This window comes from Maricaulis sp. (assembly GCF_034670125.1).
GTDB lineage: Bacteria > Pseudomonadota > Alphaproteobacteria > Caulobacterales > Maricaulaceae > Maricaulis.
Window position 1 is genome coordinate 561472 of the sequence record NZ_JAXMOC010000001.1, and the last position, 25149, is coordinate 586620.

Consider the following 25149-nt stretch of genomic DNA (forward strand, 5'->3'; position numbering starts at 1 on the left):
CCTATTCTGCACCCATGACCCAGACACCATCCTATCAAGGCGATGTTGTGATCGTCGGCGGCGGCCTGGCCGGAATGACATTGACACTGGCCATGGACCAGGCGGGCCTGACGGTCGCCTTGGTTGATGTGCTGCAGATGGACGAGCAGATCGCACCGGAATTCGACGGCCGCGCCTCGGCGCTGGCCTATACCTCCTGGCGCATGTTCGAGGCGCTCGGTGTTGCTGAATTCCTCAAACCGCACACCCAACGGATCGAACACATCCTGGTGTGTGACGGACGCCCCTATGGTGGCGACAAGCCGGGTGGACCGGGCCCGCACAGCCTGCATTTTGACCGGCGCGAGATTTCCGAAGGCGAGGATGGCGAACCCCTCGGTTGGATGGCCGAGAACCGTCACTCCCGCTTTGCATTGATCCAGACCCTGAAGTCCAGGCCCGGAATCTCGGTATTTGCGCCCGCCAAGGCCGATCGATACGAGACCCGCGGTGACGGCGTTGATGTGTTCCTCGACGATGGCCAGCTGCTATCAGGTCAGCTGCTGGTAGCGTGTGACGGCAAGTTTTCACGCTTGCGCAAACAGGCCGCGATCCGGACGGCGGGCTGGCAGTATGGTCAAAAAGGTGTAGTGGCAACAGTCCGTCATTCGGAGCCGCACAATGGCGTGGCTTATGAATACTTCCTGCCATCCGGCCCCTTCGCCATCTTGCCACTTCCTGACAACCGGGCCTCGCTTGTATGGACCGAACCCGACGCTATTGCCGATGCGCTGAAGAACGCGCCGGAAGCCGTTTTCCAGGAAGAGCTTGAGAACCGGTTTGGCGATTTCCTGGGCGAGGTAAGACCGGAAGGTCCCCGTTTCACCTATCCGCTCGGATTGCGTTACGCCGAGCGCTTCTGCGACGACCGGATCGCGTTTGTCGGTGATGCGGCGCGTGGCATTCACCCGCTGGCGGGACAGGGCTTCAATCTGGGAATCCGCGACGCTGCCGCACTGGCGGAGGTTGCCGGTGAAGCCAAAAGGGTCGGTCTTGATATCGGCGCGCTGATCACGCTGCGCCGCTACGAAGATTGGCGCAAGTTCGACAGCGCGTCCCTGGCTGCCGGAACCGACATCTTCAACCGCCTGTTCTCGAATGATATCGAGCCGGTCCGCCAGCTTCGAGGACTGGGCATGTCATTGGTCAACAAGATCGGCCCGGCCCGGCGCTTCTTCATGCGCCAGGCGGGTGGCGAAACCGGTGATCCGCCACGCCTTCTCAAGGGGCGACGCCTGGACGCGGCCTGAAACAGGGCTCAGAACGGGTTCAGCGTATAACCGCCCTGTTGCAACAGGGCGTGAGCGGTCATCGCTGACAATGCCATCTCGACGCCGGGCTGCAAATCGTTGCGTCCCACATCGTGGTAGGCCGCGCTCTGACCACAGATGATCACCCGGACATTGTGTTCGAGCAGGGAGGCGATCAGGTCGGCATTGGCGCCAGCGGTTGCTGTCGCCATGTCGTGGACAGCGCCTCCGTGCACCACAATCGCGACCCGCAACGAGTCCGGGGCGACGCCGTTGGCGACATGCATGTTCAGGAATCGGGCGGCGGTGGTCAGCGTCCGGTTCAGACCGTCCGCGTCAGCCCGCGTCGCCGTATCAAAAGCGACGGCAAAACTGGCCCCGTCCGGGATGACCAAGTCGGATTCAACAGGCGCGATCTGGCCATAGGTCTCGATCAGCGGGCCCGGGCCAAACGCGTCCGGCCCGGCCAGGGCGCCGGTGCCGAGAACGGAGCCTCCGAGAGCGGCCAGGCAAAGCGTCGCGACCAGGCGACGGGGTGCAGGAAAAAGGGACATGGCGGGGACGCCTCCTGGGTATCTGTGGCTTCGCTTGCCCGGACGTCAGCGCCGCGCCGGACTGGTGGGGCAGTTTGGACGTGGCCGACGGGTCTGGCGTACCTGACGGAAGTCAGCGGGTGGATTCACCCAGCCCGTACAGATAATCCCATGTGAACAGGCCGCTGTCATGGCCATCATCGAACAGGATGCGGACGGCGTATCGACCAACCGGTTCAGCCGCCTTGACGCCGACACCCTGTTTGCCGGTTACAACCTGTTTCTGCCCCGGCCCATGGCCCTGGACCTCGGCGCTGGGGCTTTCGACCCGCAGGGTTTCAAACGGAATCTCGAACGCGTGGCCGTCGTCAAACCGGACACGCAACATCTTGTCGGCGCTGGAAAAGTCCAGCGTTTCAGGCCAGGGGCGAGCCATGTCAGTCGTCCAGTTGCCGGGCTTCGTCCGGCAGCATGATCGGAATGCCGTCCCGGACCGGATAGGCCAGGCCCGCACCTTCGGAGACCAGTTCGCGCGCATCGCGGTCATAGCGCAGTGTTTCGCGGGTTACCGGACAGACCAGGATCTCGAGCAGTTTGGGGTCAACATCGCGGGTTTCTGTATCGGTCATCGGGCAGGTCCTCAGGAAAACAGGATGGCTGAAAGGCGGCGGCGCCCGTCTCGTGTGACATCGGATGCCGGGCCGGCGGCCTCAAAGACTTTCAGCAAGAGTGTACGGGCCGCCTGTTCATTCCATTCGCGATCGAGTGCGGTGATGGCTATCAGCTGGTCGACGGCACCCTTGTGGTCGCCGCCGGTCAGCAGCGCTTCAGCCAGGTCATACCGGGCCTGAAAATTACCGGCATCAGCCGCCACTGCCTGGCGAAGGGCTGCAGTCTCCGCATCATCCACCGGTGCACCGGTCGCCAGTTCAAGCGCGGCCCGGGCGCCGTCGATCGCGGGATCATCAGCCCGGTCGGCGGGAATCTGGGCCAGAATGGCGGCGGCCTTCTCGGTGTCACCGGCCTTGATCCAGAGCCTGACCAGCGCGCCGATGGCACCGGGATGGCCCTGATCAGCCTGCAGCACACCCGCCAGGTCCTGGGAGGCGCCGTTGAGGTCGCCGGACTCGATGGACGCAAGGGCCCGGTCGACAAGGGCTCGAAGCTCGGCCTCGCTTGGACCCTTGCCGGAAATGCGGGCGATGAAATCCTTGATCTGGCTCTCGGGCAATGCGCCGGTAAACCCGTCGACAGGCTGGCCTTCCTTGAAGGCAAATACGGCCGGGATCGACTGCACCCGCAATTGCTGGGCGATGCCCGGGTTCTCGTCGATATTGATCTTGACCAGCTTGACCGCGCCCGCCGCCTCCATCACGCATTTCGCGATGAGCGGACCGAGCTGGCGGCACGGGCCGCACCAGGGAGCCCAGAAGTCGACGATGACCGGAACGTCTTGCGATGGCTCGATGACGTCCTGCATGAAGGTCTGGTCGGATGAATCCCGAACCAGGTCATTCGTGTCGGTCTCGTTGTCGCTGGTTCCACCGATCAGGGTCATGCTGCCGTCCTTGTCATTGCCGGGTCGTTTGGGGGCCACGTTCTAAGTGGCCTCTGCACGCCATTGATGCAAGCGGTCACTCTGCCGAAGCGCGGCTGATGTCCAGCGTGCTGAAATCCATGATCAAGGGCTCGTGACCGGTGTTGCGGACGAAACGGATCAGGTCGCGGCTGGCAACCGCCGTGGTGGCATCATTGGAAAGCGGGTGAAAATTGACCCGCTCGTGACGCATCAATCCCGCATCGAGGACGAATTGAACCCGCGCTGCGGCATCATTGACGAGGGCAAAGGCGCTGACCGATCCGGGCCGTACACCCAATGTCCCGTAGAGCAGGTCCGGTTTGCCAAAGGACAGGCGACCGCAACCGAGTACAGGGTGAAGCTTGTTGATCGGGATCGCGGTTTCGCCCAGGGCTGACACCAGGACGAGGTGGCCCTTCTTGTCGTTCAGGAACAGATTCTTGGTGTGACCGCCGGGCATGGAGCGCTTGATGTCCTCACCGTCCGCCACCGTGAAGATCGGCGCGTGGTCGCGGGTTTCATGTGCAATACCAAGCGCATCGAAGCGCTCCAGGAGCTCGGTTCGGCCAATCATCATCCCCGTGTTGAAGCCCGGCTGCGCGTGATGTGCAAGAGGATGGAGACAGGTGCTTGCAATCTTCGAAACTTTGCGCGATATACCCCGCTCCCCGGCGCGGCCTGACCGCGCCAATCGTGAGCGGGCGTAGCTCAGGGGTAGAGCGTCACCTTGCCAAGGTGAATGTCGTGAGTTCGAATCTCATCGCCCGCTCCATTCTCTCCATGCATTTCGCATTCTTTCAGGCATGTCGGGCAATGGCATGCATCTCCGGCTACGGCAGGCATGTCCGGCAACGGACTGTGGCCCGCCAGAGGCGTGCCGACTTCCACTGATCGACGTGTTGGCCCGGGATGCGCGTACCGCTCGCCCCATCTTGAAGCGTCGGACCAAGACAGGCTGGTGTGTCAGGCCAGTTTCAGCTCGCGAATGGTGACATAGACCGCATGACGCGGATCCGGCCGGACCTGGCGCTTCGGCGTGTCCTGCATCAGGTGCGGCAATCCAAGCCGCAGCGCGGCCGGTGCCTGTAACGGGGGTCGGAATTGCTTGTCTGGTCGCTCACCCATGTCGGCCTCCTTGGACTGGAGGTGACATCGTCGCGGTCAGGCGCGGCAGGGGCGGGGCGGCGGCAAGGCCATTTTCTGGCCGTTTCATTCATCCGGGCGTCATGCCGGACCCACCGGCGGGTCCGGTCGGCTCGATTGTGGCGGGTCTGTTGACGGCAGGGAAGAGTGCGCCCGACCACCGCGGCCGGGCGCGAACGTGTCAGTCGGCCAGCGAGCGCAGCAGGTCGATGACCCGGCGGCGGACAGTCTGGTCCTTGATGGCGGCGAAGGCCGAGGCCAATGCCAGGCCATCGGGGCTGGCGATGAAATCGTAAAGCGTGTCGGAATCGCCGCCCTTCAGCTCGGATGAGCCGTCTTCTTCGAGCCCTTCGAAGAAATAGGACACCGGAACTTCGGTGACTTTGGCGACATTGAACAGGCGGCTTGCGCCTATACGGTTGGTGCCACGTTCGTATTTCTGGACTTGCTGGAAGGTCACACCAAGCTTTTCGCCCAGTTCAGACTGGCTCATTTCCAGAAGGCTGCGCCGCAGGCGCAGTCTGGCCCCCACATGCTGGTCAATACTCGTTGGGCCTCGTGCACTCATTGCGTCCTCACGTCTGTGGTTTGATGACTTCCACGTCGCAAAACTCACTGGGGTGGCAGAACTCTTCGCGGAACCAAGGGTGGAGTCTACGGTTGAACAGTTCGGCAATCCAGTCGGCAACGCACTTTATTCGGGTTATTCCAAGGCTACCCGGCGAGTTCTTGAGCCAGAAGCGGACGTCTTGATGAAAGTCATAATCAAGAACGACCAATTCATCCGGGTACAAGGATGCAAGATAGGTTGGCGCCATCGCAATTCCACCGCCATGACGTATGGTTTCAAATAGCACCGAACTGATGTCCGCCGTGAAGGAATATCTTACAACCTCATCCGTTGCCGTGGCTTTTCGCTGCCACAGGTGGAGTGACGGATCATACTGTTCGAGGCGAAGGAAGCGCAGGGTCAACACGTCTTCCAGGGAGCGCGGCGCGCCATAGGTGGCAATGAAATCCCGCGACGCCATGGGCATGTAGTGCACGCTGCCGAGTGAGCGGGCCTCCGTGTCCATGGCCTTGTCGGGCGTGAAAGTCAGGCTGAGCGCCGCCGCTGTATCGCTGGCGGGCGCCGAGCGGTCATTGATGATCTTCAGCACAATCTCCGGATTAACCCGTTGAAATTCCGGGATATGTCGGGCTACCCAATAGGTCGCCAACCCGTCGGGCACCCGCAAGGAAACCTGGCCGGCCAAGCTCCGGTCCATCCCCGCCAGCTCGGTCTCGAGGCGCTGCGCCGAGCGCTGCATGGTGACGGCATAGTCAAGCGCCGCCGACCCGGCCCGGGTCAGCACCACCCCATCGGCCCGGCGCTCGATCAGCTGTGCGGCCAAACGGCTTTCCAGCTGACGCATCCGTTTTGAGACGGTCGATTGCTGGCAGCCGAGAACGGTCGCTGCGGCGCTCATCGAGCCCGTGGTCGCGACCGCGTGGAAGATCTGCAGATCATCCCAATCAAAAACATTGCGCCGGAGATCGTTGTCCATTTCCAGAATACCCCACATGCCAACTTCGCTGAAGAACAGCTAGGCCGGCAGTGTTAACGAGGAATTAACTACATGTCGGAGCGTGCGTTATGGTGAGTGATGAGCTGAAATCCGGCTCGCTGGCGTCGGGCTTCAACTTCCCGCTTGAACGCCTCGACAAGGCCTTTGGTTCCTTGGATTTCCGGCCTGTCCAGCAGTCGGAAATAGGTGATTTCCACGCCCTCGCCGACGAGTTGATCGACGGCGAGATTGCCAGCGCTGAAGATATCGGCCGCGTGCAGGAATGGACCCGCCGATCACTGCATATGCGCCGATGGAATGGCAGGCCTGACGGATTCGTTGCCTCGATTCCGCTGAGCGGCTCGGGCGTTTCTGCACTCCTGGCCGGCGACTTCGGTTTTTCGAATGCCCGGCGCGAATGGGTGTGCGGCCTCGACGAGCGTGCGTCCGCCCTCCTGTCCTGGGGGCTGGCGGGTCGAACACCGCATGCCCAGGCCGCAGCGCTGCGGGCATTGCTGGTTGGTTGGCGTGGATTCTATGCCGATGTCCGGGTCTATGCGCGGGCGCGCACAACGGAAGGCAAGGCACTGATGCGACGTCTCAATTTCGAGGTTTGTGCGTACCCTGACGGCGCCCATGAGCTCTATGGCAGCACCGGCTTCCCGCAGAAACTCGGCGACATGCTCTTGAAGCGTACCGTGCTCGGCGAATGGGAGGGCATTGCGTGACGCGATCGACAGCCGACAGTCTCAAAGTGACCATCGCGAGAAGTCTCGATCAGGTGGTGATGGCGATGACCTTGCGCGGGGTGATCTATCTGGGCGAGCAGTTCGCGCCCTATTCCGAAGAGTATGACGGAAACGACCTTGTCGGCGCCGCGCACCTGATTTCCTGGCTTGGCGCCGAGCCTGTCGGCGTATTGCGGCTGCGCTTCTTTGCCGATTTCGCGAAAGTCGAACGGGCTGCCGTCCTGCGTCAGTACCGGCGCTTTGGCGTGATGCGGGTGCTGATGCAGGAGGCGCAACGCTATTCAGCGCGACGCGGGTACAAGAAAATGCTCGGCCACGCCCAGCTGAACAGGGTCAAGTATTGGCGCACCCACGGTTTCCGTATCCGGGCCGATCGTCCTGAATTCGGTTTCTCTGACTACAAATACGTCGAGATTGAACGTGACCTGGTGCCACCGGCCAACGCCATCACCATGGACGCCGACCCGATGGTCGTTATCCGTCCGGATGGCGAATGGGATCGGCCCGGCCCGTTTGACCTGTCGCTTGCCCGCATGCAAGAGAAAGACCCTAACCGCAAGCCTGAGGAGGCCGCATGAGCTTCGCCGACCCTTGCCTGATCCTGCTTGATTGCCAGCGCGACCAGGTAACCGGTGCCGATGGCCGTGTCGATCCGGAGAACCGGATGGTCGTTGACCGCATCAAGACCTTGCTCCGACACGCCCGCCAATCCGGGTGGCGGGTCTGTCATTGCCAGTTCCAGGGTGAGGGCCCAAAGTCCGGCCGCGCTCCGATCGACGGGCTGCGACCGACCGCCCAGGAGGCTGTTTTCCAGCGGCGCGGCCTGTCGGCCTTCTCCGACCCCTATTTTCACCAGGTTCTGGCCCGCAGCGCCGGGTCGACCGCTCTGCTGGTCGGCTTCTCGGCGCCGTTCTCGATCCTGGCAACAGTCTTTGACGACGCCAGCCGTGACAGGGCCGTGACGGTGGTTCCGGACGCGGTTGGCGCCCTCGCGGTGGAGCCCCGCGATGTTGCCGAAACGCGGACCATGGCGTTCGACCTGGTGGCGCGGATGGCGCCGGTGATCGACTGGCAGACCCTGACCCGTGACTGGCCGGTTGAAGCACCGGTGACCTGAGCCAGAATCGCGGTTTGGCCGGCCGGGACAGGACGATCCTGATCACATCCCGGTGAGAATGGACATTCGACTCCGATTTCACATTAAATCCGCGCAATCCGGTCTTTAAATCTGCGCGCGGCTTTCTACATGGGTGGTGTAGCGGGTTGCCGACCGGACTGGTCTCCCCCCATGACCGCCTCCGGCTGGTCCCGCTAGCGATGAACAGGCCTCAATGTGCGTCCCCCCAGCCTGCCTATGAGGTCTGCCAGGCGCCGCCGGGATCCCCTGTCCCTTCCCGGCGGCGCCGTTATCGCCATCTCCACCAGAGTTGAGAAAAAGAATGGCACGTTTGCGTTTTCAACGGCGTAGGCGGGTTGCTTGCTTCTCAAACAGGACTAGGGTCGGTCCATAAACATAACAGTCCAGGGAGCGCCACCATGGGGGCGGTCGTCGGAGTCGCGCACGCTTACAGTCGCGCAGATTTCATGGAGGCAGCGCGGTCGCGCTGGCTTGAGGCTTTCGGCACCGAATGTGGTGATCCGGGAAACTCGTTCTTCTCACAGATCTATGACGATGCCCTCGCCGAGGACCTCGAACGCGTTGGTCCGGATGACCTAGCCGCGTTGAGCATGGATTTCTGGCAATTCGGCGCCAAGCGGCCGGGTGACGAAATCCTTGTCCGCATGCGCCCGGCGACCCGGGCTGACGGGACCGACCTGCCCCGCGATGTTCTGGAAATCATTGGACGGGATCGACCCTTCATCGTCGATTCCGTGATGGGTGAAGTTGGTGCCCAGGGGCACGACATCATCGCGATGTTCCATCCGATCGTGCAGGTCCGCCGTGACGGCGACGGTGCCCGGGTGGGCAAGGCGGGGCGCTGCCTCGCCGAGTCGATGATCCAGGTTCACCTGCCGCCACTGGACGAATTGTCCCGTCGCACCCTGATCGAAGGGGTCACGGCGACGCTCGATGATGTCCGGGTTGCGGTCGAAGACTGGACCGACATGCGCGCGCAGATGGATGATGCGATTGCCCATCTGGCCGGGGCCCGAACCCATGCGTCACCGGATGAGTTGGCCGAGTCTCTTGAATTCCTGCGCTGGCTTCGCGACGATCACTTCGCCTTCCTCGGCTGCCGGGTCTATGACTTCGAGGTTGATGACGGCGGCTCGATGGCTCAGCGCCATCCCCGCGTCCGCCCGGAAACCGGCCGGGGTGTCTTGCGTGATCCGGAACGGCATGTCCTGAGAAAGGGTTCCGAGCCGGCCGTGCTGACGCCCGCGATCGAAACCTTCCTGCGCGAACCGAGCCCGATCATCGTGGCCAAGGCCAACATGAAATCGCGCGTCCATCGTCGCGTCTACATGGACTATATCGGCGTCAAACGGTATCGCGAGGATGGCGCCGTCATTGGCGAAGCGCGCTTTGTTGGATTGTTCACGGCCGAGGCCTACGACCAGAGCGCCAGCGCGGTGCCCCTGATCCGGCGCAAGGTCCGCCGTGTCCTTGAGCGAGCCGGAAAGACGCCTGGCACGCACTCCGCCAAGAAGCTGCGCAATACGGTCGAGAACTTCCCCCGCGACGAGCTGTTCCAGACGGATGAGAATGACCTGCTGGAAATGTGCCTGGGCATTCTCCATCTCTATGACCGCCCGCGGACGAAGCTTTTCATCCGCCGGGACCAGTTCGACCGTTTTGTGTCAGCCCTCCTCTTCGTGCCGCGTGACCGGTACAATTCGAAAGTGCGGGAGCAGGCAGGCGAACTCATCCGCGACGCCTTTGGCGGCCGGCTATCGGCGTTCTATCCACAGTTCGGTGACAGTTCGCTCGCCCGTGTCCATTACATCATCGGACTGAATCCGTTTGACCATCCCGAACCGGATACCGGCGAACTCGAGCGCAGGGTCGCCCGCCTCGCCCGGACCTGGGAAGACGATCTGGAAACCCATGTCCGACGCAATGCGACCGAGGCGATCCGCCTGCGGATGGGCGCCTATCAGGATGCCTTCAAGGCCGGTTACCGGGAGCTCTACGATCCCGAAGAGGCGCTGGCCGACGTCATCAAGCTGGAATCCCTGACCGGAACCGATCGTGTTGCCGTACGGGTCTATCGCGAGGTCGATGACGGCCCGGACAGCCTGCGTCTGAAGATCTATCGCATTGGCAAGCCGGTCTCGCTGTCGCGCGTGATGCCGGTTCTGGAAAATCTCGGTCTGTATGTGGTCCAGGAAACTGGTTTTCCGGTCGACCGGCGTGGCCCCAATGGTGAGCCGTTTGATCGGGCCCATATCCATGATTTCGAGATGAAATCGGATACGCTCAAGGATCGCGACCTGAACGAGCTGGCACCGGGTCTGGAAGACGCGATGCTGGCGATTGCCGACCGGCGTGCCGAAGATGACGGGTTCAACCGACTGATCGTCGAAATCGGTGTTACCTGGCGTGAAGCTGCTTTCCTGCGCACCTGTGCCCGATATCGTCAGCAGACGGGGCTCGATCCGTCGCAGGCTATCCAGGAAGAGGCTCTCGCGGCCTGTCCGGCAATCGCCAAGGGATTGCTGGAACTGGCACGTGTGAAGTTCGACCCGGCCGTCACGGATGACAAGAAGGAGCGAGCCGACGCCGTTCTGGACGTGTCCGACCGGCTCCGCCAGCAACTGGATGACGTTGCCAGCCTGGACCATGACCGGGCCCTGCGCCGGATTTTCCATCTGATCGAAGCGACCCTCCGGACCAATTTCTATCAGACCGATGAGAATGGTCAGCCAAAGTCGCGGATTGCGATCAAGATCGCGAGCGAAATGCTCGAGGAGCTGCCGCTTCCCAAGCCCTACCGCGAAATTTTCGTGTGGTCGCCGGAGGTCGAGGGGGTCCATCTTCGGTTTGGCCCGGTGGCCCGTGGCGGCCTTCGCTGGTCCGACCGGCGCGACGATTTCCGCACCGAAGTGCTCGGCCTGGTGAAGGCGCAACAGGTCAAGAACGCCGTTATCGTACCGGTTGGATCGAAGGGTGGCTTCTACCCGAAATCATTGCCACGCAACGGCTCACGCGAGGACGTTTTCGAGGCCGGGCGCGAGGCCTACAAGACCTTCATCCGTGGCTTGCTCGACCTGACCGACAATATCGTCGATGACGCCGTCGTCCATCCTGCAGCGACCGAGTGCTGGGATGATGATGATCCCTACCTGGTGGTCGCTGCTGACAAGGGCACGGCCACCTTCTCCGACACGGCCAATGGTCTGGCCACGGACGAGTTCGATTTCTGGCTGGGTGATGCCTTCGCGTCGGGTGGCTCGGCTGGCTATGACCACAAAAAGATGGGCATCACCGCGCGTGGCGCCTGGGAATCGGTCAAGCGGCACTTCCGGGAAATGGGCAAGGACATCCAGTCCGAAGCCTTCACGGTCATCGGCGTCGGCGACATGTCCGGTGATGTGTTCGGCAATGGCATGCTGTTGTCCAAGCAGATCCGGCTCGTTGCGGCCTTTGACCATCGCGACATCTTCATCGACCCGGACCCGGGCGATTGCGAGACCTTGTGGAATGAGCGCAAGCGTCTGTTCGACCTGCCGCGAACGTCCTGGCAGGACTACGACAAATCCCTGATTTCAAAGGGCGGGGGCATATTCGCCCGGTCCGCGAAATCGATTCCGCTATCGTCGGAGATCAAGGCACTGACAGGTCTGGACAAGAGCAGTGCCAGTCCGCAAGAGCTGATCAATGCCTTGCTGAAGGCAGACGTGGAGCTGCTCTGGTTTGGCGGCATCGGGACCTATGTCAAGGCAACCGCGGAACAGCATTGGGAAGTCGGCGACAAGACCAATGATGGCTTGCGGGTCAACGCCAATGAGGTTCGTGCCAAAGTGATCGGTGAAGGTGCCAATCTGGGCTTCACCCAGGCGGCCCGGATCGAGTACGGGCAGCATGGCGGTCGGGCCAATGCCGACTTCATCGACAATTCCGCCGGCGTCGACAGTTCCGACCACGAGGTCAATATCAAGATCCTGTTGCGTCCCATGGTCCGCAATGGCGACATGAGCCGCGACGCGCGCGACACCTTGCTGGAATCCATGACCAGCGACGTTGCAACCCATGTGCTCCGGCACAATTACGACCAGTCCCTTGCCCTGTCCCTGGCCGAGCATACCTCCGCCGCCGACCTTGATGCCCATGAGCGCTTCATGGCCCGGCTGGAGGAGTTGGGGCAGCTCGATCGCGAGGTCGAAGGACTGCCATCGGTGGAACAGGTTCGTGGCCTGAAGGCTCGCGAACAGGGTCTGACCCGCCCCGAACTGGCCGTCCTGACGTCGTATGCCAAGATCACCCTGTTCGATCAGCTGGTGGCCTCGGACGTGCCGGACGATCCGCATTTCAAATCCATGCTGGTCAACTATTTCCCCAAAGGGTTGCATGATTACGGTGATGCCATGGACGGGCACCGCCTGAAGCGTGAGATCATTTCGACGGTGCTGGCCAATGAGATGATCAATCTGGGCGGGCCGACTTTCATTCACCGGGCGATCGATTCAACGACTGCGACGGTGCCGGCGATTGCCCGCGCCTTTGAAGCTGGACGGCAGATCTTCGGTTTCGCCGAGATCACCGCCGCCATCAATGAGCTGGACAACAAGGCTCCGGCATCTGTCCAGGTGGCGTTGCACGAGGAAATCATCCGGTTGCTGCGTCGCCAGACCTATTGGCTTGTGCGTCGCGGACGGAACAAGAAATCCGCGAAACCGGACTCGATCGGTGATGTCATCGCGGCCTACCAGCCCGGTGTCCAGTCGCTGCGCTCCATGGTCCACGAAATCATCTCGACCCATGAGCGTCGGGGCGTGAAGTCGCGGCAGAAACGTTTCGTCGAAGCGGGCGCACCCGAAGACATCGCGCTGGCTGTTGCCGAACTGCGGCCGCTGACCTCGTCGACGGACGTTATCGACATGGCCATGGAGTCGGATTGGCCCTTGGCATCAACGGCTTACATCTATCATGCGGTTGGCGCACGCTTCAAGTTCGACCGTTTGCGCGGGCTAGGGCAGGAAGTCTCGTCCGAACAACATTGGGATCGACTGGCTGTCCGTCGCCTGATGGAGGACTTTTATGCCAGTCAGCAGGCGTTTACCGGTTCGGCGATGAAATTTGCCCTGCAGGCCGGTGGCGCGCTGGCATCGGGTGCCGAAAATCCGTCCCGGGAATGGGCGGACTCGCTGGTCGAAGCATGGAATACAATCAATGAGGAAGAGGCGGGTCGGGTCGACTCGGTCCAGCGCCAACTTGACGAGTCCGGTGGCTGGAGTTTGTCCAAACTGGCTATCGCCTCGACCCAACTCGGTGAAATGGCCTCCGTCGTTCAACCCTGATCGGCAAACGCCTCAGCCAGCCAGACCAGAATGCGGGCGCGGGCTCTTTGAGCCGCGTCCGCATCGTATCGCATGCGCGGATCGGGCGGGCCGTTCGGTTCGTCAAAGGCATGGGTCTGTCCGGACCAGGTTTCGTAGTCAATCGCTTGGCCTGCCGCGGCTGAGCGCTCGAAAAGCCGCTGGCAATCGGCCGGTGGGGCAACCATGTCGCGTTCTGCCAGGATGGCATGAAGCGGGATTGATGATGGCAGGTCCCGGCCATCGGCCCGGACCGGAAACCCGCAATAGGGATACACGGCAATCGCCGTGCGCACGCCGGCCAGGGGCGTGGCGGTCACATCGGACCGGTCGGCAACCAGGGCCGGCGGCGATCGGCCCTCGGCGGCATAATCGAGTGCTTCCAGAACCGTCCAGCCGCCATGGCTCCAGCCAACCAGGGCCAGTTTGTCGGAATCGATGGCCGGGGACTGCGCGGCCAGGGCGATCGCGGCGTTGATATCCGCTGCGCGTTCCTGGCCCCACAGGCGCAGGGCTGTACAGACCTGGGTCATCGCACCAAGGCGTCCAATGTCGCGGGCCCGGTTCGAGTCGACCAGCATCACCGCATATCCAGCGGCCAGAAGGTCAGTTGAATAAGCCTCTTGCACCTCACGCAGTCCGCCGCATCCGTGCAGCAGGATCACGGCCGGCACAGGATCATCCGCAAAATCCGGCAGGCGGATCTCGACATGATCCCGCAACAGCGCGACTTGCTCGTCAAGCGACCGTCGGGGAACGCTCCATCCGGTCATGTTGACCGTCGCACACCCGGTCAGGCCGGCGACCAGCGCCAGCACCGCGATGCCGACCAATCGGATCAGGGCGTTCTTCTTCATGCGTGGACATTGGCGCGAAAGTCCAAGCCTCCGCAATGTTTGCTTGATTCACATGCAGTGACACCCCGGGGCGGCTAGTGCCGGAAGTGGCGCATCCCGGTGAACACCATCGCGATACCGGCCTCGTCGGCAGCGGCAATGACTTCCTCATCTCGGATCGAGCCGCCAGGCTGGATGACGGCTGTAGCTCCCGCTTCGACTGCAGCATGCAACCCGTCGGCAAACGGGAAAAAGGCATCCGATGCACAGACAGATCCCTGAGTGCGTGGCTCGTCCCAGCCATTCTCCGCGGCGGTCGCCTCCGCCTTGCGCACGGCCAGGCGGGCGGCTTCCAGACGGCTGGTCTGACCCATCCCGATCCCGGCGGTCGAGCCGTTGCGGGCATAGACAATCGCGTTGGACTTCACATGCTTGACCACTTTCCAGCCAAACATGAGGTCGCGGAGTTCCGCCTCCGTCGGCGCGCGTTTCGTCACGACCTTGAGGTCCGACGTTGAAATCATCGCGACATCGCGTTCCTGGACCAAAAGACCGCCGGCGACGGTCTTGGTCAGCCACCCCCCCTGTTTCGGATCCGGCATGCCGCCGGTCAGCAAGACGCGCAGGTTCGACTTGCCCGAGAGCACGGCGAGCGCATCGTCGTCGGCGTCCGGGGCGATCACGACCTCGGTAAAGATTTTCACCAGCTCGCCCGCGGTGACCGCATCGAGCTTGCGGTTCATGGCCACGATGCCGCCAAAGGCCGAGATCGGATCCGCCGCGAAGGCCTTCTCATAGGCTGACGACAGCGTGTTATGCACCGCGACGCCGCACGGATTGGCGTGCTTGACGATGACAACGGCCGCCCCGTCCTCGCCGTCGAATTCGCCGGCCAGTTCGAACGCTGCGTCGGCGTCGGCCAGATTGTTGTAGCTCAGCGCCTTGCCTTGGACCTGTCGGCCCGTCGCAATCCCATGGCGGGTCTCGGCGCTGCGATAGAAAGCGGCGCTCTGATGCGGGTTCTCGCCATAGCGCAAAGCCTGGGTGAGTTGGCCACCAAAGGCCCGATAATCGGGCGCCGGATCGTCCAGGGTGTCGGAAAACCAGTTCGAGATTGCCGCGTCATAAGCGGCTGTCCGGGCATAGGCCTTGCCGGCCAGCGCCTTGCGGAGCTCGAGCCGGGTATGCCCGTCCTGTTCCGTCATGTCCGCCAGGACCCGGTCCACATCGCCGCCATCGACGCAGACATTGACCCAGGCATGGTTCTTCGCCGCGGCGCGGATCATCGCGGGTCCGCCAATATCGATATTCTCGACACAATCGGCGTAGGCACCGCCCTTGGCGACGGTTTCCTCGAACGGGTAGAGGTTCACATACAGCAGATCGATGTGCGGGATGCCGTGCGCGCCCATGGCCGCCCGGTCATCGCCATTGTCGCGTCGGGCAAGAAGCCCGCCATGCACGCGTGGATGAAGCGTCTTCAGGCGGCCATCCATCATCTCGGGAAATTCGGTGACTTCGGACACGTCCTTTGCCGGGATACCCGCCTCGGTGAGGCTGCGCAGCGTGCCGCCGGTGGACAGGATCTCGACGCCGGCATCAGCCAGTTGGCGACCGCGTTCGATCAGGCCGGACTTGTCGGAGACGGAAATCAGGGCACGGCGAACCGGGGCGAGATCATGGTCTGACATGGAAAAATCTCCGTTCTTCATTCCGGTTGATCCGCGGCGAGGTATCACGGCGGAGTGGCAAGTCAATCATCCAGCGGCGATGGTCGCAATTTGCAAAGGGCTTCCAGAGCGGCGGCCGCCCCGGCAGCGTCACTGCTGCCGGCCGCCGCGATGATGCCGTCGAGACCGGCGCTGACCGCAGCCGGGTCAAGGTCCGGACCGGTCACGGCCCAGACGCCATCTATCGAGGTCTCGATCGTGCTCTCGAAGTCATAGACGAGGTTCTCATGGCGCTTCTCGCCCGGCCTCAGGCCGACAACGCGGATCGCACCGGGCGCATCGGGATCGCGGCCCCGCAGTCGCAGTAATTGTCGCGCCAATCGCATGATGGAAACCGGGCGTCCCATGTCCAGCACATAGAGCGCCCCGTTCAGGGCCGGATCGGCCGCGGTCTGGGCAGCGGCATCGAGAACCAGACCGGAGGCCTCCTCGACGGTCATGAAATAGCGTGTGGCTTCCGGATCGGTGACCGTGACCGGTTCGCCTGCCTCGATCTGCCGTTCGAACAGGGGAACGACGGAACCGGTTGACCCCAGCACATTGCCAAAGCGCACCACACAGACCCGCGTCGCACTGGAGTGGCTGGCTGCAGCCCGGGCGTAAAGCTCGGCGGCGCGCTTGGTCGCGCCCATGACATTGCCCGGATTGACGGCCTTGTCGGTCGAAATCAGCGCCACAACACTCGCGCCATATTGTTGCGACATTTCAATCGTGTTGACGGTGCCGATAATGTTGGTGCGCGCCGCCTCGCCGGGATTTCTCTCGCTCATCGGCACGTGCTTGAGTGCGGCCGCGTGCAGGACCACATCGGGCCGCTCCTCGCGGAAAATCTCGTCGAGTCTGTCCCGGTCGCGGACATCACCCAATACCGCACGCCAGGCGATGCCGGAGAACCGCTTCGCGAACTCCAGGTCGATTTCGTAGAGATTTGCTTCAGACGCATCGAACAGGATCAGTTTTTCCGGCCCCAGCGTCGCTGCCAGCCGTGACAATTGTGACCCGATCGTTCCGCCGGCGCCGGTAATCAGCACCCGACGCCCTTCGATCAGCGGTCGGGCGGGCGACAGGTTCGGTGCCCTTGGTGGCCGATTGAGCAAATCGGCGGCTTCAACCGGTGAAAAGGCGTCCCGCCCGTCAGACGGCCGCGCCCGGGACAGCTTGGCGCCGGTCCGGGACGCGATCCGGATCAATTGATTGACCATATCGGCGTCGGCATGGGCACCGGCGAGCACCAGGCGGGGTGGATCCCGCTCGACTTCCGAAAGGCGCTTCAGGGCGGCTGGCAGTGCTTCCAGCCCGCCGAGCACCGGAATGCCGCGAATGGCGTGCCCGGTCAGGGTTGCGCCGGGCTCGATCAACCCTTTGGTCCTGAAGGGCGCCGACCCGTTGCGGCGACCGAGGTCGCGCAGGGCGTCATCAAGCTCGAGATCGGTCCCGACCAGGATCGCGGTCGGCTTGCTGCGGTCTTCCATCTGCAAGGCGCCGCGCAATCCCTGGGTCCGCAGCGCTGCGACTGAAAGCCGGGCGGCCAGGAGGATGAACAACAGGATCGGCATTTCCAGCAGGATCGAGGTCCGCGGGAAGCCGTCGAGCCGGTTGAGCAGGAACAGGATTGGCAGGAAGACCAGGTTGGCGAGGACGATCGCCCGCACGATCCGGGCAGCGTCATTCAGGGCTGTATAGCGCCACAGGCCGCGATGAAGTCCCTCAATCGGGAAGATGATCGCGCAGGCCAGGGCGAAAACGGCCACCGATTGCAGGACGATGTCGTCCGGCGGGGCTGAAGGCTCGAAGCGATAGCGCAGCAGGACCGCCACCCACATCGATACCGCCCCGGCCGCAAGATCGAACAGGGCGACCGCGACCATTGAAATCTGGCTGCGGACTGACGTGACTCCCCGTGCCTTGGATGGCGCCTTGCTCATCCGGTTTCCCCCTGCGTCCCGCCGACCTGGCCGAGCCTCTGGAAGGCCCAACGCACCCGGTTCGGTGGTCGATCGCCGGCCCCGAAGGGCTCAGCCTCCCCTTGTACTACTATTTGCGTCGCACGTTGTGGAGGTGCTCCGGCAGCAAGGTAGACAGAGCGTTCAAGCCGGATCGGGCCGCCATCGGTCCTGAACCGCCAGCCATCCCCGTCCGGCTGCACCAAAAGCGCGCTCATGGTATCGCGCGACAGGGAGGCCCGGACGTCGGGGTGCAGGTGGAACCGGATCGCAAACCGGTAACGCACATCGACATCCTCCGGCGGACCGGCGGACACCGGGCGGAACAGGGCATCCTCACCGCGCAGGTCACCGCCATCGGCGGCGAGGAAGACACGGCGGCGATGGGACAGACCGAATTCGTCCCGATAGCCCTCATGAATTCCTTCAAGCCAGACACCCATATCCTCTTCATTGCGGCGCGCGGTGACCGGGCCGGGCGCCGAGGCGAGGCGCGGCCCGAGCAGATCACGCTGCCAACCGGGCGGGAAGAGCCGGGCCGACGAGGTTTCTTCGAGTGTGAGCGTGGAGTGAGCGGCAGTCGCACGAACCGCTTCGCGCCAACTGGACGGTTGATCATCGTGCCAGCCGCAATTGACGACGAGACGGCCTCCGGCTGTACACAGCTCGAAGGCAAGTGCGCTGGCGTGAGCGCCGGTACTCAAAACCCCGGGCGGCGCCTTGCCAACATCGAGGATGATGGTCGCGCCGCCGGCTTCGGCTCGGTGATAACCGGAGTGCGGGGCAAAGCCGAACGGACGGGCGCCGGTTTCATCCCGCGACAGGGCCAGTTTCAGGGCGCCGTGATCACATTCGCCGCCGCCATGAAAGCTGGCCAGCCCCCCATCACTCATCCGGAAAAAGCGCCCCATCGGGGCCAACCGGTCGATGGCACGCACGACTTCGCGTGGAAATTCCACACCGGCCTTTTCCGCTACGTCACGCAAGGCGATCAAATCGATCAGGGTCTCGGTTCCGGCCCGAGGAGACCGAGACACATGCCCTCCATCAGGCAGGATCTGCCGCTTCACCTCCCGTTCCAGCGCCGCCAGCCCGGCTTTTTGCAAGCCGCCCTGCCGCGGGATCGACAGTCCGGCAAAACACAAGGCAATGGCGCACCGGAGTCGGATCGCGCCGTCATGGGCCAGGGAAATTGTGCTCTGGAGATAACGCGCCTGGCGCAAAAGGCTGCGCAGGCGAAGATTGCGGGCCTTCCGGTCCGTCTCGCCAGCCTCGAACAAGGTGTCGCCGGCCCTCAGCCAGTTGATGATGCGGGCCGAGAGGACACCATGACTCCACGCAAAGCTGTTCCAGCGCCCGAACGCCTTGATCCAGTCATCGGCCAGCGTCCGGGCGGCTTCGGCGCCGGTCGGGCAAGCGGATGGGTTGTCATCTGCGCCCTGCTCAAGCTCGGGCGAGGCGATGACATCGCGCAGCCATCCAAAGCCGTGCAGGCGCCGCGCAAAGGCGCGTGTCGGTGCCGGTTTCAGCCAGATGTCGTCCTGCTCCGGATCGACCGAAAGGAGATCGCCGGCCAGCTGGACCCGGCCAGCGCGGATCTCGGTTCCGCGCTCCGGCCTGCTCCCGTAAAAGTCCTCCGGCAAAGGGCCGATTTCGTCGGGCAGGGGGCCAAGGTCATGCAAGCTGGAGAACAGGCCGATCGAATGCAGCGTTGACGACATTTCACGCCGGGCCGCTGCCACTATCGCGACCGCATAATCGGACAGGCGTACCGCTCGAGCCATGGGTCAGCGACGCAGGGCTGAGATATTGTCGCGATAGGCGTCCGGCCCGCCCTTGAACACCGCAGACCCGGCGACCAGTGCCGAGGCGCCGGCGGCAAGGCAGTCCTTCGCAGTTTGCGGGTTCACGCCGCCATCGACCTCGATCAGGGTCGACAGGCCGCGCCGGTCGATCCGAGACTTGAGCGCCTCGATCTTCTTCAACTGGCTGGTAATGAAGCTTTGGCCGCCAAATCCCGGATTGACGCTCATCACCAGAACCAGGTCGAGTTCTTCGAGGACATAGTCGATCACCTCGACCGGCGTGGATGGATTGAGGGCGGCTCCGGCCTTGGCTCCCGTCGCCTTGATCGCCTGGACCGTGCGATGAAAATGCGGCCCCGCTTCGGGATGGGCGGTGATGATGTCGGCCCCGGCATCGGCGAAGGCCTGGATATACGGGTCGACCGGCGTGATCATCAAATGTACGTCGAAGGGCTTTTTGCTGTGCGGGCGCAGGGCCTTGATCACAGCGGGCCCGATCGTGAGATTGGGCACGAAATGGCCGTCCATCACATCGATGTGGATCCAGTCGGCGCCGGCCGCATCTATGGCTCGAACCTCGTCACCCAGCTTGGCGAAATCAGCCGACAGGATCGAGGGAGAAATGATTGCGGGATTGACCATGCCGATCCGATAACAGTGAGGCCAAACCGGTGCAAGTCGAAGACAGCGGCGGCTGGCGATTAAGGGGCTATCCGGTCCGCTTTGAGAACCGGGCGATAAAGAAGCCGTCCATTCCACCCTGCTCGGCCCACAAGGCCGGGGTGAGGCGGATCCATCCGGCCGGCGTCAAGGCGCTTTCGACTCCGCCGATTTCGGCCGGCTGGACCGGCGACTCCTTGAGTTGGCGATGACGGCCCGATACGCGCCCCGCCAGCGCCTCCCCCTCTTCCGGCTGCAGCGAGCAGGTACACAGCACCAGCTGTCCGCCCGGTTTCAACATGGTGATCGCGGCCTTGATCATATCGTCCTGCAGGCGGGCCATCCGCACCGTGTCTTCCGCCCGCTTGATCCAGGCCGCTTCGGGATGCCGTCTCAGGGTGCCGGTCGCGGTACAGGGTGCGTCGAGCAGGACGGCATCGACCAGCTGATCCGGCTTGTAGGACAACGCGTCCCCAGCGATGAGGGTTGCCGAAAGGCCGGTCCGGCCCAGGTTTTCACGCACGCGCTCGAGGCGCTTTTCGGACAGGTCGAGCGCCGTGACGTCCGCTCCGGTCGCGGCGAGTTGCATGGTTTTGCCACCGGGTGCGGCGCAAAGGTCGATGACGCGCATCCCGGGTGACAATGTCAGTAGGGTGGCAGGAATTGCGGCCGCGGCATCCTGGGCCCACCACGCCCCGTCGCGATAGCCAGGCAAGGCTCTGACATCGCCAACGGTCTGTCGGCGCAGGCTGCCATTGGGCAGGATCGTGGCGTCCAGTTGTTCAGCCCAGTGTTCGCGCTCATCAGGGTTCTTGACAGTCAGGTCCAGCGGAGGCGGCACGGTGATGGCATTGGCCATGCGGCTGAGGGTGCCGGGGCCGTAGGCGGCGCGCCAGCTTTCGCGCAGCCAGTCCGGCAGATTGTCGCGCGGCAGGGTCGTCTTGAGGCGTTCCTTGCCCTCGCGATCGACACGACGCAGCACGGCATTGATCAGGCCTTTCAGCTTGCGCGCATCGCTCCTCGCGTCGGCGAGTTCGACGGTTGACGAAACGACAGCGTGCGGCGCCCCGTCCATCCACAACAGCTGGGTGGCACCGGTAATCAGCAAGGCTTGAGCGCCCTCTGACGTCTCATGCAGGGGCCGCGACAACAGGCCATTCAGCACGGTGCGGGTCTGACCCAGTCGACGAAATGTCGTGGCGGTGATCGCGCGCGCGAAGGCGCGGTCACGATCGCTCATGGCGGAAAAGTCAGGGGTGTGCTCCAGCGCCGCTTCGAGCGTGCGGCGTTGTTTCATCACGGCTAGATAGGCAAGCGCCGCAGCGCGGCGTGGGGCGAGACCGTCACTCATGGCGCCGGGCTAGCACGCAGGCCCGGCGCCGTCGATGGCAAGCAGCCGTTGGCATCACCCCCAGGGGCCGCGCCGTGCCCACGGGCCCGGGCCGGTCGTGGCACGGGCACCGGCCATCTGGCGAAGACGGTCAATCCGGTCAGATGTATCCGGGTGGGTCGAGAACAGGTTGTCCATGCGCTGCCCGTTGAGCGGATTGATGATGAACATGTGGGCCGTCGCCGGATTGCGTTCCGCGCCGGCATTCAGGGTCCGGCGAGCCGATCGTTCGATTTTTTCCAGCGCGCTCGCCAAGGCCATCGGATTGCCCGCGATTTCCGCGCCAACCCGGTCGGCTTCATACTCCCGGGCCCGGCTGATCGCGCTCTGGACGAGCATGGCGGCCATAGGCGCAAAGATCATCATGGCCAGTGAGCCGAGCAGTCCGGCGCGATTATTGCCGCCAAAGAAAAAGGCGAAATTGGCCAGCATTCCGATCGCGCCGGCCAGCGTGGCGGTGATTGTCATCGTCAGCGTGTCGCGGTTTCTGACGTGGGCCAGCTCGTGCGCCATGACACCCTGAACCTCAACCCGGTCGAGGCGCTCGAGCAGTCCGGTGGTGGCGGCGACGGCGGCGTGGGACGGATCGCGACCGGTGGCAAAGGCATTGGGTTGATCGCTCTGGATCACGAAAACTCGTGGAACGGGCATTCCGGCCCGGCGGGCCAGGTGCCCGACATCGACGGCGTACTGGCGAAGGGCGGGATGGCGTTCATCGGGGCCGATTTCGCGCGCACCATGCAGGCGCAGCACCATGTCCGCCGAATTCCACCAGGCAAACAGGTTCATCGCAGCGGCGACGATCAGCGCCAGCATGGCGCCAGCGGCGCCCCCCAGCAGATAGCCGATACCCATGAAGAGTGCGGTCATGCCGGCGAGCAGAAGAAAGGTGCGAAGAGTGTTTGCTGTCATTGTCCGGGCCTGTGTGTCTTGGCGAGGCGGGCTTGCCAGATTATCTAGATGGTATGAGTGATGATGATCAGCAAGACGGGACGGGCACCGCGCCTGTCCCCTCCCCGAAAGTCCCGACCCGACGCTTGAGTCCCGAGGCGAGGCGCGCACTTGCCGAAGCCGAAGAGCGCCGGGCCGTGGCCCGCCAGGCCGAACTGGCTCCGGAGACCGGCGGACGCAAGGGCCCCGAGCCCACCCGCTTTGGCGATTGGGAGAAGAAGGGCCTCATCTGTGATTTCTGACCCGGGCGGGCCGGCACCGTGCGAGGTCCGTGTCGATGCCGGTCTCGGCTTGGTCGAGTTCAACTGGACGGGACCGGTCAATCTCGGGACCGTGCTCGCAGCCTACGACCGGGCTGCAGCCCATCCGGACTGGCGCCCGAACTTCAACCGGCTGTCGGTGTACGCCGACGATTTGCCGGGATCGGATCTGGATTTCGACACGGTACAATCGATCCGTCAGGGCCTCGATGCCTGGCAGGCGACAAACGCGCCAGGCCAGCATGTCCGGGCTGCCAGCGTTGTTGCGTCGCCATTCAATGGCGTGCTGGCGGCCGTCTGGCAGGCATTGTCCCGCGATAGTGACGGGGTCACCGTCGAGGTCTTCCGCTCTCGCGGTGCGGCACTGGACTGGCTTGTCGCAGGGTCGTCGGACACGCCTGTCAGGAGCTGATGGGCAAAACCCCTCGCGCGACAGGCGCAGGCGCTTCGCCGATGTCGCCCTGCTTGCTAGTGTGTCTAAATGAGACACTCGCTCATTTCTTGCTTGGCGGCACTCTGTGCCCTTGGCGGCCTCACCGCGGCGGCCAGTGGCCAGGCCACCGTGACCCGCGAATGTTCGCCGGATGATATCCGACAGGCGCTGGCCGGGGATTATGCCGGACCTCCGTGCCGGTTTACCGACATGCCGGACGGCGCCGATGCTGCGCCACGCCGCCCATCGCCGCAGCTCGCAGGGGCCCCACCGGCTAGACGCCCGGCGGCACCGCCGGTGGTGCCGGAGTCGCGGGTCGTGTCGGAGTCCCGGGTCGCGTCGACGCCACGGGTACGCCCGGCACCCCGGGCCGTGGTGCCACAGGTGCGCCCCATCCGGACCCGGGCCGTCGAGACCTCTCGGTCTCAAGACCCGTCCCGGGAAACGGTGCGCCTGGACGACAGCTTCTTTACCGGCGGCCTGACGGGTGGAGTCGGACGCGCGCCGACGATCCGTTATGTCTATCGAGGCGTGATTGTGATCGATGGATCCGGCCGCACATCTATCCTGACCCCGGGTCAGGTGACCACTGCCCCGGTCTTGCGGATGGACAGGCGGGCCGCTCTCAGGACATATCCGGTCGGACATTAGGCCGGCCGAGGCAGGGTCGGCCGACCGGGTTCGCCGGGTTCAGACTGATGCAATTTCCGCATTGATGGCTGCGGCTGCAGCTTTCGGATCGGTTGCCGCGTTGACCGGACGACCCACGACGATGTGGCTGGCTCCGTCAATCAGGGCACTGGCCGGCGTGGCGACCCGCTTCTGGTCGCCGACATCAGACCCGGTTGGCCGAATGCCCGGCGTCACGATCAAAAGGTCCTGCCCGAACCGCTCGCGGATTTCCCGGGCCTCATGGGCGCTGGCCACAACGCCATCCACTCCGGCCTCCAGTGACTGCTCGACCCGGCGCAGAACCAGATCTCGGGCACCATGGGCATAGCCCATCTCCGCCAGCATGGCGTCGTCGTAACAGGTCATGACGGTGACACCCAGCAGCTTCAGGTTCGAGCCTTCGCGACCGGCCACGGCGGCGCGCATGACGGCGGGTTCCGCGTGAATGGTCAGCAGGTCCGCGCCGCCGGTCGTGATTGACCGTGTCGCCTTCTCGACCGTTGCCGGGATGTCGTGCAGCTTGAAATCAAGAAAGACCTGCTTGCCGGACGACTTGATCCGTCGGCAAAGATCCATTCCGCCCATCGGGAAAAGTTGCAAGCCGATCTTGTAGAAATCGACCGTGTCGCCAAGGGACTCAACCAGCGTCCATGCGGCATCGGTTGTGGGCAGGTCAAGCGCGACAATGAGGCGGGAATCAGCGTGGGACATGGGCCGTTTCTAATCTGCGCGCCTGGGTCGAGGCAAGCGTGAACGACTCCGCCGGGGCGGGCTCGGCGCGGCCAGGTTTGATGCTCCAGGGATCGAGTGGGGTCTTGTGATTAGGCACATTCCGAACTATTCCAACGGCGAGAGGTGAGTGCGTCCATGGGTGATGTCTTCAAGGCCCTGGCCCATCCGGTCCGGCGCGATGTGTTGCGGGTCTTGCGCGACGGGCCCAGCTCGGCGGGTGCATTGGCGGACCGGTTTCCGGTCTCCAAGCCAACCATGTCAGGGCATTTTGCGACGTTGAAGGAGGCGGGTCTTATCGTGGCCGAGCGCCATGGCACCACCATCCTCTACCGATTGAACGCCAGCGTGGCCGATGAGGCCATCGCCTGGCTCATGGATCTGGCGGGCCGGGATTCCGGCAAGGATGCGGGCGAGTGA

At 63.5% G+C, this 25149-nt stretch carries 25 protein-coding genes and 1 tRNA gene; 10 read left to right on the forward strand and 16 right to left on the reverse strand.

Annotated features, from left to right (window positions below; genetic code table 11):
• Positions 1-14 precede the first annotated feature (14 nt).
• Positions 15-1289 carry a UbiH/UbiF/VisC/COQ6 family ubiquinone biosynthesis hydroxylase gene (locus VOI18_RS02410; RefSeq protein WP_323760811.1) on the forward strand — a complete coding sequence of 425 codons (1275 nt, stop codon included), beginning with the start codon at positions 15-17 and terminating at the stop codon, positions 1287-1289.
• An 8-nt stretch (positions 1290-1297) separates the two neighbouring features.
• Here the strand turns inward: VOI18_RS02410 and VOI18_RS02415 are convergent, their stop codons facing one another.
• The 5 genes from VOI18_RS02415 to VOI18_RS02435 form a co-directional block, all read right to left on the reverse strand.
• Complete coding sequence (locus VOI18_RS02415; RefSeq protein ID WP_323760812.1) at positions 1298-1843, reverse strand: DsrE family protein; 546 nt, start codon at positions 1841-1843, stop codon at positions 1298-1300.
• Positions 1844-1955: 112 nt separating this feature from the next.
• Positions 1956-2258, reverse strand: coding sequence for a DUF971 domain-containing protein (locus tag VOI18_RS02420; RefSeq protein ID WP_323760813.1), 303 nt, complete (start codon positions 2256-2258; stop codon positions 1956-1958).
• 1 nt (position 2259) lies between these two features.
• Entirely contained in the window at positions 2260-2451 is a 192-nt protein-coding gene (locus tag VOI18_RS02425; protein WP_323760814.1) for a Trm112 family protein, read from the reverse strand.
• A gap of 11 nt (positions 2452-2462) precedes the next feature.
• Positions 2463-3380: a thioredoxin gene (trxA, locus tag VOI18_RS02430; protein WP_416374850.1), complete on the reverse strand. Its 918-nt coding sequence runs from the start codon at positions 3378-3380 to the stop codon at positions 2463-2465.
• Between the two features lie 76 nt (positions 3381-3456).
• Entirely contained in the window at positions 3457-3978 is a 522-nt protein-coding gene (locus tag VOI18_RS02435) for a prolyl-tRNA synthetase associated domain-containing protein (RefSeq protein ID WP_323760816.1), read from the reverse strand.
• A 120-nt stretch (positions 3979-4098) separates the two neighbouring features.
• Here VOI18_RS02435 and VOI18_RS02440 point away from each other — a divergent pair.
• Positions 4099-4173, forward strand: a tRNA-Gly gene (locus VOI18_RS02440).
• A gap of 191 nt (positions 4174-4364) precedes the next feature.
• Here the strand turns inward: VOI18_RS02440 and VOI18_RS02445 are convergent.
• The 3 genes from VOI18_RS02445 to VOI18_RS02455 form a co-directional block, all read right to left on the reverse strand.
• On the reverse strand, positions 4365-4526 hold the full coding sequence (locus VOI18_RS02445; RefSeq protein WP_323760817.1) for a hypothetical protein: 162 nt from the start codon (positions 4524-4526) through the stop codon (positions 4365-4367).
• 199 nt (positions 4527-4725) lie between these two features.
• Positions 4726-5112 (reverse strand): helix-turn-helix transcriptional regulator, encoded by a 387-nt coding sequence (locus VOI18_RS02450; protein WP_323760818.1) that lies wholly within the window; start codon positions 5110-5112, stop codon positions 4726-4728.
• Between the two features lie 7 nt (positions 5113-5119).
• On the reverse strand, positions 5120-6091 hold the full coding sequence (locus VOI18_RS02455; protein ID WP_323760819.1) for a LysR family transcriptional regulator: 972 nt from the start codon (positions 6089-6091) through the stop codon (positions 5120-5122).
• A gap of 89 nt (positions 6092-6180) precedes the next feature.
• Between VOI18_RS02455 and VOI18_RS02460 the strand changes: the two genes are divergently transcribed.
• The 4 genes from VOI18_RS02460 to VOI18_RS02475 all read left to right on the forward strand — a co-directional run bounded on the left by VOI18_RS02460 (position 6181) and on the right by VOI18_RS02475 (position 13302).
• Positions 6181-6819 carry a hypothetical protein gene (locus tag VOI18_RS02460; protein WP_323760820.1) on the forward strand — a complete coding sequence of 213 codons (639 nt, stop codon included), beginning with the start codon at positions 6181-6183 and terminating at the stop codon, positions 6817-6819.
• Positions 6816-7418: a GNAT family N-acetyltransferase gene (locus VOI18_RS02465; RefSeq protein WP_323760821.1), complete on the forward strand. Its 603-nt coding sequence runs from the start codon at positions 6816-6818 to the stop codon at positions 7416-7418. Before VOI18_RS02460 ends, VOI18_RS02465 begins: the two co-directional genes overlap by 4 nt.
• Positions 7415-7957 carry a cysteine hydrolase gene (locus tag VOI18_RS02470; RefSeq protein WP_323760822.1) on the forward strand — a complete coding sequence of 181 codons (543 nt, stop codon included), beginning with the start codon at positions 7415-7417 and terminating at the stop codon, positions 7955-7957. Before VOI18_RS02465 ends, VOI18_RS02470 begins: the two co-directional genes overlap by 4 nt.
• A 467-nt stretch (positions 7958-8424) precedes the next feature.
• Positions 8425-13302, forward strand: a complete 4878-nt coding sequence (locus tag VOI18_RS02475) for an NAD-glutamate dehydrogenase (RefSeq protein ID WP_323760823.1) — start codon at positions 8425-8427, stop codon at positions 13300-13302.
• On the opposite strand, the gene VOI18_RS02480 is transcribed toward VOI18_RS02475, so the two are convergent.
• The 7 genes from VOI18_RS02480 to htpX all read right to left on the reverse strand — a co-directional run bounded on the left by VOI18_RS02480 (position 13293) and on the right by htpX (position 22596).
• The gene (locus tag VOI18_RS02480; protein ID WP_323760824.1) at positions 13293-14177 is read right to left on the reverse strand and encodes a dienelactone hydrolase family protein; all 885 of its coding nucleotides are present in this window, start codon (positions 14175-14177) and stop codon (positions 13293-13295) included. The two genes, VOI18_RS02475 and VOI18_RS02480, sit on opposite strands and share 10 nt — an antisense overlap.
• Before the next feature lie 74 nt (positions 14178-14251).
• Positions 14252-15847 carry a bifunctional phosphoribosylaminoimidazolecarboxamide formyltransferase/IMP cyclohydrolase gene (gene purH, locus VOI18_RS02485; protein ID WP_323760825.1) on the reverse strand — a complete coding sequence of 532 codons (1596 nt, stop codon included), beginning with the start codon at positions 15845-15847 and terminating at the stop codon, positions 14252-14254.
• 62 nt (positions 15848-15909) lie between these two features.
• Positions 15910-17811: a polysaccharide biosynthesis protein gene (locus tag VOI18_RS02490; RefSeq protein WP_323760826.1), complete on the reverse strand. Its 1902-nt coding sequence runs from the start codon at positions 17809-17811 to the stop codon at positions 15910-15912.
• On the reverse strand, positions 17808-19613 hold the full coding sequence (locus VOI18_RS02495) for a heparinase II/III family protein (protein ID WP_323760827.1): 1806 nt from the start codon (positions 19611-19613) through the stop codon (positions 17808-17810). The genes VOI18_RS02490 and VOI18_RS02495 overlap by 4 nt, the downstream gene beginning before the upstream one ends.
• Positions 19614-19616: 3 nt before the next feature.
• On the reverse strand, positions 19617-20276 hold the full coding sequence (gene rpe, locus VOI18_RS02500) for a ribulose-phosphate 3-epimerase (RefSeq protein ID WP_323760828.1): 660 nt from the start codon (positions 20274-20276) through the stop codon (positions 19617-19619).
• 67 nt (positions 20277-20343) lie between these two features.
• On the reverse strand, positions 20344-21645 hold the full coding sequence (locus VOI18_RS02505) for an RsmB/NOP family class I SAM-dependent RNA methyltransferase (RefSeq protein ID WP_323760829.1): 1302 nt from the start codon (positions 21643-21645) through the stop codon (positions 20344-20346).
• Between the two features lie 54 nt (positions 21646-21699).
• Positions 21700-22596 (reverse strand): zinc metalloprotease HtpX, encoded by an 897-nt coding sequence (htpX, locus tag VOI18_RS02510; RefSeq protein ID WP_323760830.1) that lies wholly within the window; start codon positions 22594-22596, stop codon positions 21700-21702.
• A 53-nt stretch (positions 22597-22649) separates the two neighbouring features.
• Between htpX and VOI18_RS02515 the strand changes: the two genes are divergently transcribed.
• From VOI18_RS02515 to VOI18_RS02525, 3 genes are all read left to right on the forward strand, one after another.
• Positions 22650-22877, forward strand: coding sequence for a DUF1674 domain-containing protein (locus tag VOI18_RS02515; protein ID WP_323760831.1), 228 nt, complete (start codon positions 22650-22652; stop codon positions 22875-22877).
• Positions 22867-23307 (forward strand): hypothetical protein, encoded by a 441-nt coding sequence (locus VOI18_RS02520; RefSeq protein WP_323760832.1) that lies wholly within the window; start codon positions 22867-22869, stop codon positions 23305-23307. Before VOI18_RS02515 ends, VOI18_RS02520 begins: the two co-directional genes overlap by 11 nt.
• 93 nt (positions 23308-23400) lie before the next feature.
• The gene (locus VOI18_RS02525) at positions 23401-23979 is read left to right on the forward strand and encodes a hypothetical protein (RefSeq protein ID WP_323760833.1); all 579 of its coding nucleotides are present in this window, start codon (positions 23401-23403) and stop codon (positions 23977-23979) included.
• A 39-nt stretch (positions 23980-24018) separates the two neighbouring features.
• On the opposite strand, the gene pyrF is transcribed toward VOI18_RS02525, so the two are convergent.
• The gene (gene pyrF, locus VOI18_RS02530; RefSeq protein ID WP_323760834.1) at positions 24019-24711 is read right to left on the reverse strand and encodes an orotidine-5'-phosphate decarboxylase; all 693 of its coding nucleotides are present in this window, start codon (positions 24709-24711) and stop codon (positions 24019-24021) included.
• 156 nt (positions 24712-24867) lie between these two features.
• Here pyrF and VOI18_RS02535 point away from each other — a divergent pair, with 156 nt between their 5' ends.
• Positions 24868-25149, forward strand: coding sequence for a metalloregulator ArsR/SmtB family transcription factor (locus VOI18_RS02535; protein ID WP_323760835.1), 282 nt, complete (start codon positions 24868-24870; stop codon positions 25147-25149).